Genomic DNA, 11,093 nt, shown 5'->3' on the forward strand with positions numbered 1-11,093 from the left:
TAACCTAATTTAAGCCTTAAGCTAACCGCGTTATTTATTGAAAGAGGTTTGCGATGAAAATCACCTTGATCGCTGAGCGTATTTTTGATGGTGAATATTTCCATCAAGATGTGCCTGTGACTGTTGAAGACGGGCACATTCTGGCGTTTGATACGGTTGTTGGCGCGAAGGAAATCCGCCAAGCCGGAACGCTGGTGCCTGGTTTTATCGATGTACAAGTGAACGGCGGCGGCGGGGCGTTATTCAATGCCAATCCGAGTGTTAATTGTATTGAGACTATCGGCCGTGCCCATGCGCGTTTTGGCACGACAGGATTTTTACCCACACTTATCACCGATGATGTCAGCGTGATGGCCAATGCGGCCGATGCCGTGGCTGAGGCTTTAGTCAAAGGTAGCGCTGGCGTTTTAGGGGTGCATTTTGAAGGGCCACATTTATCTGTACCTAAAAAAGGTGTGCATCCACAGGGCTTTATTCGCGAAATCACAGAGGCGGAACTCGCCGTATTTTGTCGTCAAGATCTGGGGATTAAAGTGGTCACGCTTGCGCCTGAGAATGTGTCACCAGAGGTGATCCGCACGCTTGTCGCCTCGGGAGTTAAGGTGTGTTTGGGTCATTCTAATGCCGACTACGATACTGTGGTTGCGGCATTAGCGGCAGGCGCGACGGGCTTTACTCATCTTTATAATGCGATGTCTCCTCTAGGTTCCCGCGAGCCGGGCATGGTTGGCGCGGCGATTGAGAGTGAAACTGCTTGGTGTGGTTTGATTGTCGATGGTCACCATGTGCATCCCGTGGCGGCAAAGGTCGCACTACGGGCAAAACCTAGGGGCAAAATGATGTTAGTCACCGATGCTATGCCGCCTGTGGGTATGGACGGTGAGACTAGCTTCGAGCTCTTCGGTACGCAAGTGCTGAGAGTCGGCGACAGATTAAATGCCGTGACCGGTGAGCTGGCGGGTTGTGTGCTCGATATGGCGACTGCGGTCAATAATACGGTGAACTTGTTAGGTTTACCTTTGGCGGAAGCCTTGAGAATGGCGGCGTTATATCCCGCACAGTTCCTCGGGATTGAGCATAAAGCTGGCCGTTTAGCACTGGGACATAGGGCTGATTTTGTTTTGCTCGATGCGCAGAACAAAGTGCAGGCAAACTACATTGCGGGACGGGCAGTCTATTCAGGGCCGATTTATGCGGGCCAGGCAATAGGGGGACGTACTTAAATCGCTTTCGCAGTTTAGGTGATGTGTAACAATTGGCCCTTGTCGTATTTTGATGACAGGGGCTAAGTTTTTTTATTGTACAGCACTCATTTTAAACAGTATTAGTTTTGTACAGTATTAGTTTTGTACAGTATTAGTTTTGTACAGTATTAGTTTTGCTCAACTTTTATAAAAGCTTTTAATAACAATAATAAAGGATGATGGCATGGGGACGACACAGACAAATGCAATTGTGCCAGTAAAGGTGAATAAACCTAGGTTGATGTCTCTGGATGCACTGCGCGGCTTCGATATGTTTTGGATTTTGGGCGGTGAGGCCCTGTTTGGGGGCTTGCTTATTTTAACGGGCTGGGCAGGTTGGCAATGGGGCGATGAACAAATGCACCATAGCCAATGGCATGGTTTTCACTTCTACGATTTGATTTTTCCGCTGTTTATTTTCCTCTCTGGTGTGGCCTTAGGTTTATCTCCCAAACGTTTAGATAAATTACCGATGAAGGATCGATTACCTGTGTATCGGCATGGGATTAAACGACTCTTTTTATTGCTGCTACTGGGCATTTTATATAATCACGGTTGGGGTACGGGCGCGCCTGCCGATCCTGAAAAAATTCGCTATGCCAGTGTGTTAGGTCGAATCGCCTTTGCATGGTTCTTTGCCGCATTACTGGTGTGGCATACGAGCTTACGAACGCAAGTTATTGTCGCCTTGGGCATTTTACTCGGTTATGGCGCAATGCAACTTTGGTTGCCTTTCCCCGGTGGACAGGCGGGCGTGCTTTCGCCAACGGAATCCATCAATGCCTATGTCGATTCGATGTTATTCCCCGGCATAAGCTATCAGGGACGTACACCCGATCCTGAAGGTTTACTGTCGACTATCCCCGCCATAGTCAATGCGTTAGCGGGTGTGTTTGTTGGCCACTTTATTGTTAAATCCCACCCTAAAGGTGACTGGGCTAAAGTGGGATTACTTGCCGCTGCGGGTGGTGTTTGCTTAGCCTTAGGTTGGCTGTTGGATCTTATCATTCCGGTTAATAAAGAGCTGTGGACCAGTTCATTTGTGCTGGTGACGTCGGGCTGGAGCATGATTCTGCTGGCAGTGTTCTATGCCTTAGTCGATGTGCTTAAGTGGCAAAAAGCCGCCTTTTTCTTTGTGGTGATAGGCACCAACGCCATCATCATTTATTTAGCGTCGAGCTTAGTGGATTGGAAATATATTGCTCAAAGTGTGTTTGGCGGCTTAGTGCAGGCCTTGCCTGAAAGCGCTCAAGCGTTAGCTGCGGTTATCAGCTTGCTTGCGGTGCAGTGGCTGGTTTTATATTGGATGTATCGCCGCAATATTTTTGTCAGGATTTAGTCTGTTTGCTTAATCGCTTGAGATAAGTCGCACACACTCAGTGTCTGCGGCTTTTTTTACATTATTTTCTGGATGTGAGTCATCACTTACTTATAACTTATCAGTTGGCCAATCGATGATTACGAGGGAATATTCGCGAGAATTTATTAAATGACAGCGTTGTCTTTTTGTGTTATTTGTTTTAACATCACTGAAACAATGGTGCGTTTGGATGATAACATTAGCCATTGCGGACGAGTCGCGATACGGATATTCGGGAACTTAGGTATTAATTTAAACCCCGTTATCACCTAAATAATTAATTACTATAAGAAGCAGGTTTATGGAAATGACACTCGATAAAAGCCAGCAGAAAAGCAGCTTTCTCCCCATGGCCATAGTGGCCGCTCTCTTTTTCATCCTCGGATTCGCCACTTGGTTGAATGGTTCTTTGATGCCTTATTTGAAACAAATATTGCAACTCAATCCCTTTCAAGCGTCGTTGATCCTGTTTTCTTTTTACATTGCCGTGACCTTTACTGCCTTGCCATCCGCTTGGCTTATTCGCAAAGTCGGCTATAAGAATGGTATGGCGATAGGCATGGGCGTGATGATGTTGGCGGGCTTACTGTTTATCCCTGCTGCGGAAACACAAATATTTGCCCTATTCCTTTTCGCCCAATTAGTGATGGGTGCAGGCCAAACCCTGTTACAAACTGCGGTTAACCCTTATGTGGTGCGTTTGGGGCCTGAAGAATCTGCGGCCGCCCGTGTCAGTGTGATGGGTATTTTGAATAAAGGTGCGGGTGTGATTGCGCCTTTGGTGTTTTCGGCGTTGATTTTAGACAGCTTTAAAGACCGTATTGGTACTGAGCTAACTCAAGTACAAATTGAAGAAATGGCTGACGGTTTAGTATTCCCCTATTTAGGCATGGCCATTTTTATCGGTATCTTAGCGCTCGCGGTAAAAAAATCACCTTTGCCAGAGTTGTTGAATGAAGATGAAGCTGCTGAAAATACGGATAAAGGGCAACTTAAAGCGGCATTATCTCACCCTAACTTAGCCTTTGGCGTGTTAGCGCTGTTTGTTTATGTTGCTGTAGAGGTTATTGCTGGCGATACCATTGGTACATTTGCTTTGTCTTTAGGCATAGAGTCATACGGTGTTATGACTTCCTATACTATGGTGTGTATGGTGCTGGGTTATTCTTTAGGTATCCTGTTAATTCCTCGTTTTATTTCACAACCTAAGGCTTTGATGGTGTCGGCTATTCTGGGTTTGTTACTGACATGCGGTATTTTGTTTGGCGACAATAATTCCTACGCTATTGCTAATGTTTTGTTAGTGCCTTTTGGCGGTGTGGCACTGCCCGATACTTTGTTGATGATTGCTTTTCTTGGTTTAGCTAATGCGATTGTTTGGCCTGCGGTGTGGCCACTAGCTTTATCTGGTATGGGGAAATTGACCAGTACAGGTTCTGCGCTTCTCATCATGGGGATTGCAGGTGGCGCCTTTGGTCCAGTGTCTTGGGGCTTAATGAGTTCGGCGACAGATATGGGCATGCAGGGTGGTTATATTGTGATGTTGCCATGCTACTTTTTCATCCTTTTCTACGCGGTGAAAGGCCATAAGATGCGCAGTTGGTAGTCAAGTCTGTTTGAACAGCTAAAAAGAAGCCCTCGATGATGAGGGCTTTTTTGTGTCTTAGTTGGACCAAGCTAAGGCGAAATTAGAACGCGTAGCTTACGCTCGCAAGCACGGTATCTGAGTTTTTAAATGCACCGTCAGAGACTTTTTGGTCACCGCTGAGATCTGTGCCTAACCAAGCGAGAGAAAGCCCAAAGCCTGCCAATTCGGTCGATACGCCAACAGAGTAATCTGAGTAGCTATCAAAACCTTCACCATCATCTAAGGCATCACCCACGTTATAGCCGTAGTGCAGATCGATACTCCAGTTTTCAACAAATTCGTAGGAGTAGTTTAGTTCTCCATAGTGATAATCTAAGTCAGTACCACCGTAATCATTGGTAAACCAATAGGCTAGGCGAAAGCCCTTAAATTCCATACCCGTAATCACTTCGAAATAACCTATATCACTCTCGCCTGAGTAGTTATAACGGTTAAGGGTGATGTCGTAGGTCAGCTCTTCGTTGATCTCACCACCATAGGCGACATAGAAATCGTATTCGATCGCTGGGCCGTTATAACCTGGCTCATCAAAGTCCACGTTACTTGCCCAAGCCCCGACAGAGAAACCCGAATCAAAGCTCCAATCGATACCACCTTGCAGGGCAGGATCGCCAGCGGTTTGTGATACGCCGCGAAAACGATAGTCGTTAGTAAGACTAATTTCCCCAGTCACTTCGGCGGCGACCATGCCGGAGAATAGGGTCGTGGTTAGCGCGAGTCCGACAAGCTGTACCAGCCGTTTTTTTTTTCAGATTATTATGCACGGTATTTCTCCCATTTTCTTTGTTGACTCGGACGTGTTACTGGCGACCATGGTTATTCAATCGCGCCAGTGCATCCGTTGGTTTGCCAAACAACAGCCTAGGAAAACCCGTTGCTGTGACCTCATGGCGAGTTATTGCTAAGATAACTTAGCTTTTTTGAGGCTAACATCAGCCTCGTTGATCTCACTTTTGTTCGTAAATGACGTAAACCTTGCGGCAGGGCTCTACGACTTCCCAAGTGCCTTGAAAACCCGCGGGTATGATAAACCTATCACCCACAGTGAACGTCTGCGATTGACCTTGAAGATCGGTGATAACACTCATCCCTTCGAGGATTTCGCAGTACTCGTATTCAGTGTAGTTTATTTTCCAAGCGCCTGATTCACTTTGCCAAATTCCACTGTGAAATTGATCACAAGGGCTAGAATAATGATTCTCTAGCCCTTGAGTTGGATTACCAGCTAACAACTTTTCCGTCGGTAACTGGTAGGTTTCGACGGGTGTTTGCGCCGCAGCAAAGCGAATAATGGCGTTGATACTCACAGTCATTTGCGATTTCCTTGTTGAGCTGACATTCGGCTATTTCATCGTTGGCATCACAAACTCAGCTTGAGTCTGTTTACCTACGGGCCAGCGGGCAGTAATTGCCTTACGTTTGGTATAAAAACGCACGCCATCGGGACCATGCATATGCAGCGGCCCAAACAGTGAACGCTTCCAACCGCCAAAACTGTGGAACGCCATCGGCACCGGGATCGGCACGTTCACTCCAACCATACCGACTTGTACGTGGTGGCAGAAATGCCGCGCCGCTTCACCACTTTGGGTGAAAATCGCCGTGCCATTACCAAATTCGTGTCGGTTAATCAGCTCAAGCGCCGTTGGGTAATCTTTCACGCGCACAATCGCCAGCACTGGGCCAAAGATTTCTTCGCGGTAGATGCTCATTTCAGGCGTGACATGGTCGAATAGACAGGCGCCGAGGAAATAACCCTGTTGATGATCTTCCACCCTCAGTTTACGGCCATCGACCAGCAGCACTGCACCTTCTTGCACACCGGCTTCAACATATTGGGTGACCTTGGCAAGGTGTTGTTTTGAGATCAGCGGACCCATTTCCATCTCTGGTGTTAGGCCGTTGCCAACTTTTAAGGTTTGGATTTGCGGTAGCAGTTTTTCCACTAACGCGTCGCCCACATCGCCTACCGCGAGTACAACTGAAATTGCCATACAACGCTCACCAGCACTGCCGTAAGCGGCACCCATTAAGGCGCTAACGGCTTGATCTAAATCTGCATCTGGCATGAGTAACATATGGTTTTTCGCGCCGCCTAAGGCTTGCACGCGTTTGCCATGTTTAGAGGCTGTGCTGTAGATGTATTCGGCAATCGGAGTTGAGCCTACAAAGCTCACCGCTTGCACATCTTTATGGGTGAGTAAGGTATCGACGGCTTCTTTGTCGCCGTTAATCACGTTAAACACGCCATCGGGAAGCCCCGCTTCTTTAAGCAGCTCGGCAATCCGCATCACCGAGCTTGGGTCTTTTTCCGAGGGTTTCATAATAAAGGTGTTACCGCAGGCAATCGCGATTGGGAACATCCACATGGGAACCATCACGGGGAAGTTAAAGGGCGCTATGCCTGCGACAACACCTAAAGCTTGATTAACTGACCAAGAATCGACGCCGCCACCCACTTGCTGGGTGTGTTCACCTTTAAGCAAGTGCGGAATACCACAGGCAAATTCGACCACTTCGAGACCTCGGATCAACTCGCCCTTAGCATCGTCGATCACTTTTCCGTGCTCGCGGGTGATAAGCTGCGCCATTTCATCTAGGTTCTGCTCAACTAAGGCTTTGAATTTAAACAGCACTCGAGCACGGTTGAGCGGCGTGACTTGCGACCAGGTTTCAAAGGCGGTTTTAGCGATCGCGATGGCTTCGCCGACTTCGGTTTCGCTTGCTAGTGAGACTTGGCCACGTAGTTCACCCGTGGCAGGTTCAAAAATATCTTGAGTTCTGGTACTGGCAGGGGTGTGCTGACCATTAACAAAATGAGTGATCTTGAGCATAGTTAACCTTTGAAGTTCCCCGCCGCAGTGGGGTGTTAAATGTGAGAGTAGAACGAACCGCTGGTGCTATTATCCAACGGCGTTAATGGCATCGCTTAGGCTATTAACCATTTGGTCAATTTCGCGTTTATCGACAATCAGTGGTGGTGACATGGCAATAATGTCACCCGTGGCGCGCACTAAAGTGCCGTGGCGGAAGCAGTGTTCAAACACACCGTAACCCCGTTTACCCGCGCCTTGAGCGTTAGGGGAGAATTGAATCCCCGCCACTAAGCCTGTGTTGCGGATATCAATCACATTCGGCAACCCTTTGAGGCTGTGTACTGCATCTTCAAAGTAGCGTTCAAGCTCAAAACTGTGCTCGAATAATTGCTCATGCTCATAAATTGATAGTGTGGCAAGCGCCGCGGCCGCAGCCACTGGATGACCTGAATAGGTGTAGCCGTGGAAAAACTCAATCAGTTCATTAGGGCCTTGCATGCAAGTGTCGTGAATAAAATCTTGCACAAACACTGCGCCCATAGGGATGGCGCCGTTATTGATGGCTTTAGCCGTGGTGATTATATCTGGGATAACGCCCCAACGCTGACTCGCAAAAGCGGCGCCAACGCGGCCAAAAGCAGTAATAACTTCGTCAAAAATCAGTAGGATGCCGTGCTTTTTAGTGATTTCACGCAGACGTTTTAAGTAACCTTGTGGCGGTAATATTACCCCAGCAGAACCCGACATAGGTTCAACGATTACGGCGGCAATATTCTCGGCGCCATGCAGGGTCACTAGTTGTTCTAATACTTCGGCTTTTTCAGCGCCAAAGTACGAGAGTCCGCGGGTAAATGCCGCATTTTGGATATCTAAGGTATGAGGTAAGTGATCGACGCCTTGCAATAATTGGCCACTAAATGCTTTGCGGTTATTGCTTAATCCACCGACAGATATACCGCCAAAACCTACACCGTGGTAACCCATTTCTCGGCCGATAAAGCGGGTGCGTGAGGCTTGACCGTTGGCTCTGTGATAGCAAAGTGCCATCTTAAGTGCAGTATCGACGGACTCAGAACCTGAGTTAGTAAAGAAGACCTTGTTCAATCCCTCAGGACTGAGCTCGACTAAGCGCTCGGCAAGTTCAAAGGCAATCGGATGACCCATTTGGAAGGACGGCGCGTAGTCCATCTCTTTAATTTGTTTGCTGACCGCTTCGCTGATTTCCTTGCGACCATGGCCTGCGTTACAACACCATAAACCTGCGGTAGCATCTAACACTTTATTACCATCAATATCCGTGTAATACATGCCTTCGGCCTTGGCGAGTAACCGCGGACTGGCTTTGAATTGGCGGTTAGCGGTAAAAGGCATCCAGAAATGTTCAAGTGAGGGTACGCTTGAGGAATTGAGCGGCAAATCGGCCATAGTGTCTACCTTGTCCTGTATTTTCAGGTCTTGTTTTAGGGTGGCTAATATTTGCTATGCTATGTTAGAAATAATGAACATGGAAGAGCAGTGTGCAGTTATTTGTGGCAAAAAAGCTATTTTTGTAAAAAATATTGAATTTTATTGCTTAAACAGCGTAACCTGAAGCTCGGATTATGACTGTGGTGATGTTTAGCATTTGCGCTAAAGTCGTCACGGGCCACTATTTTCTTGTCGATGAACGATAAACCACACCTATACGAATTATTAAGAGGTCATCATGAGCACACCGAAGAAACGCAGCGAATGGGAAAGTCTGGCTGCCAGCCTGTCTATTAATGGTAAGGCGTTTATCAATGGCGAATACCAAAATGCCGTTTCGGGTAACACCTTTGATTGTATTAGTCCTATCGATGGCCGCTTGTTGGTAAAAGTGGCGAGTTGCGATCTTGCAGATGCCAATCTTGCGGTTGCTAATGGCCGCAGCGTATTTGAGTCTGGTGTTTGGTCGCAGCAGTCTCCGGTAAAGCGCAAACAAGTGATGATACGTTTTGCCGAGTTACTGGAGGAAAATGCCAATGAACTCGCGCTGTTAGAAACCCTCGACATGGGTAAACCGATTCGTTTCTCCAAGGCTGTGGATGTAGTGGGGGCTGCCCGTGCGATTCGCTGGTCTGGTGAAGCGATTGATAAAATTTACGATGAACTTGCGCCAACGGCTCACAATGAAATTGGCATGATCACCCGTGAGCCTGTGGGGGTTGTGGCCGCGATTGTTCCGTGGAACTTCCCAATGCTGATGGCGTGTTGGAAGCTCGGGCCCGCGCTGGCCACGGGTAATAGTGTGGTGTTAAAACCCTCTGAAAAGTCACCCTTAACGGCTATCCGTATGGCGCAATTGGCTATTGAAGCTGGGATCCCACAAGGCGTACTCAACGTGTTGCCAGGATTTGGTCATACCGTGGGTAAAGCCTTAGCGTTGCATATGGATGTGGATACGCTGGTTTTCACAGGTTCCACCAAAATTGCCAAGCAATTAATGATTTACGCTGGTGAGTCGAACATGAAACGCGTGTGGCTAGAGGCGGGAGGCAAGAGCCCTAATATCGTCTTTAATGACGCGCCAGATCTCAAAGCCGCTGCTGTTGCTGCTGCCGAAGCCATTGCTTTTAACCAAGGTGAAGTTTGCACCGCAGGTTCGCGTTTGCTGGTAGAATCCGGGGTGAAAGATGAGCTTATCACGCTTATTGCTGAGGAGTTAGCCTCATGGCATCCGGGGCATCCACTCGATCCCGCCACTGTGAGCGGCGCCGTTGTCGATAAACAACAGTTAGATACAGTACTCAGTTACATCAAAGCGGGTAAAGACGAAGGTGCAACCTTAGTCCACGGTGGCTGCCAAGTTATGGCCGACACGGGCGGTGTATATGTGCAGCCAACGGTATTTTCTAACGTAAACAATCAGATGAAAATTGCCAGCGAAGAAATCTTTGGCCCTGTGTTATCTGTTATTGAATTTAATGGCATGGAAGAAGCGATATCAATAGCCAACGATACCATCTACGGTTTAGCCGCTGGCGTGTGGACGTCGGATATTAGCAAGGCCCATAAAACCGCTAAAGCCCTTCGCTCTGGCATGGTGTGGATCAACCATTACGATGGCGGTGACATGACTGCACCATTCGGTGGCTATAAACAGTCAGGTAATGGCCGAGATAAATCTCTGCACTCCTTCGACAAATACACAGAACTGAAAGCGACTTGGATCGTGCTATAAGCGAACTGTTTTTATAACCGCTCTTTTTTATCTATATAAGAGAAGGAGCCACTTTCGCTCAATCCTAAAACCTCTTTTCATATTACATGGAAAGAGGTTTTTATTTTTAGGGCGGTTTTGCCCAAAGCAAGACAATTGTATCGTCAGTTGTGCTGCATTTATTGTCATTATTTCCCCAGTGACTCGCCGTCTTTAGATTTAAAAAGAAGAATCCCTATAGGCTCGATGGCGGCATCTACAGTATACGGAAGTGTATATGCCGCGTTCACAGGGATATGAAAAAGCGGCCATGTCGCTAACGGTCACTGTTACAACAATGCCAATCCTCACTGACCCTTTCGCTGTTTGTTTCGCTAAAAAGCTATTGCCCCAAAGTGTGTTTCGTATTTTGAATGCTTTAATCAAAATCAAAGTCGTGGGGCTTCACCCCACACCCGACCAAGGAGGACTGCTCGTCCTATCCTCCTTGGATGCTCCAAGACGCCCCCAACGGAGTTGAAAGCCCCTTGTGCTCATTGCCAAATTTGCTATCGCTTCCGAAGAATGCGTCCCTGCACCTGCGAAAGCTAGTCGGTCATATATGGACCCATCCGGTTTGCAAGACATTCGATAGCGATTTTGAGAAGAGTTCATTGCACCCATATATTCGGCCTGTTATTGAGGTATGCCTCTGGCCCTGATGGATATCTGCTTCTACTGTCCTTATCATCCTTGCGGCTTCATTATGAGCCTATACCGAGCTAAGGTTTTCAGTAGATCAGTCTGACTGTCTCATCATCAAATCAAGTGTCTTAGCAACTTGCTGGTTGGTTAATTATTAACG

General features: G+C 47.6%; 8 protein-coding genes. 4 read left to right on the forward strand and 4 right to left on the reverse strand.

The window, feature by feature from the left end; all coding sequences use genetic code 11:
• The first annotated feature begins 53 nt into the window (after window positions 1-53).
• The 3 genes from nagA to nagP all read left to right on the forward strand — a co-directional run bounded on the left by nagA (window position 54) and on the right by nagP (window position 4,210).
• Complete coding sequence (nagA, locus tag L5M38_RS20150; protein ID WP_263180142.1) at window positions 54-1,223, forward strand: N-acetylglucosamine-6-phosphate deacetylase; 1,170 nt, start codon at window positions 54-56, stop codon at window positions 1,221-1,223.
• 205 nt (window positions 1,224-1,428) lie between these two features.
• On the forward strand, window positions 1,429-2,583 hold the full coding sequence (nagX, locus tag L5M38_RS20155; protein WP_263169589.1) for a transmembrane glucosamine N-acetyltransferase NagX: 1,155 nt from the start codon (window positions 1,429-1,431) through the stop codon (window positions 2,581-2,583).
• A 328-nt stretch (window positions 2,584-2,911) separates the two neighbouring features.
• Window positions 2,912-4,210: an N-acetylglucosamine MFS transporter NagP gene (nagP, locus tag L5M38_RS20160; protein ID WP_263169592.1), complete on the forward strand. Its 1,299-nt coding sequence runs from the start codon at window positions 2,912-2,914 to the stop codon at window positions 4,208-4,210.
• 82 nt (window positions 4,211-4,292) lie between these two features.
• Here the strand turns inward: nagP and L5M38_RS20165 are convergent, their stop codons facing one another.
• From L5M38_RS20165 to L5M38_RS20180, 4 genes are all read right to left on the reverse strand, one after another.
• Window positions 4,293-4,940: a TorF family putative porin gene (locus L5M38_RS20165; RefSeq protein WP_263180143.1), complete on the reverse strand. Its 648-nt coding sequence runs from the start codon at window positions 4,938-4,940 to the stop codon at window positions 4,293-4,295.
• Window positions 4,941-5,199: 259 nt separating this feature from the next.
• On the reverse strand, window positions 5,200-5,565 hold the full coding sequence (locus L5M38_RS20170) for a cupin domain-containing protein (protein WP_263165567.1): 366 nt from the start codon (window positions 5,563-5,565) through the stop codon (window positions 5,200-5,202).
• Window positions 5,566-5,595: 30 nt separating this feature from the next.
• On the reverse strand, window positions 5,596-7,086 hold the full coding sequence (locus L5M38_RS20175) for a CoA-acylating methylmalonate-semialdehyde dehydrogenase (RefSeq protein ID WP_263180144.1): 1,491 nt from the start codon (window positions 7,084-7,086) through the stop codon (window positions 5,596-5,598).
• Between the two features lie 69 nt (window positions 7,087-7,155).
• A complete protein-coding gene (locus L5M38_RS20180) occupies window positions 7,156-8,493 on the reverse strand; it encodes an aspartate aminotransferase family protein (protein WP_263180147.1) in 1,338 nt (445 codons plus the stop codon).
• A gap of 280 nt (window positions 8,494-8,773) precedes the next feature.
• Between L5M38_RS20180 and L5M38_RS20185 the strand changes: the two genes are divergently transcribed.
• On the forward strand, window positions 8,774-10,270 hold the full coding sequence (locus L5M38_RS20185) for an aldehyde dehydrogenase (protein ID WP_263180148.1): 1,497 nt from the start codon (window positions 8,774-8,776) through the stop codon (window positions 10,268-10,270).
• The last annotated feature ends 823 nt before the right edge of the window (window positions 10,271-11,093 follow it).

Origin of the sequence: Shewanella sp. SM101, assembly GCF_025654465.1 — a bacterium.
GTDB lineage: Bacteria > Pseudomonadota > Gammaproteobacteria > Enterobacterales > Shewanellaceae > Shewanella > Shewanella oncorhynchi.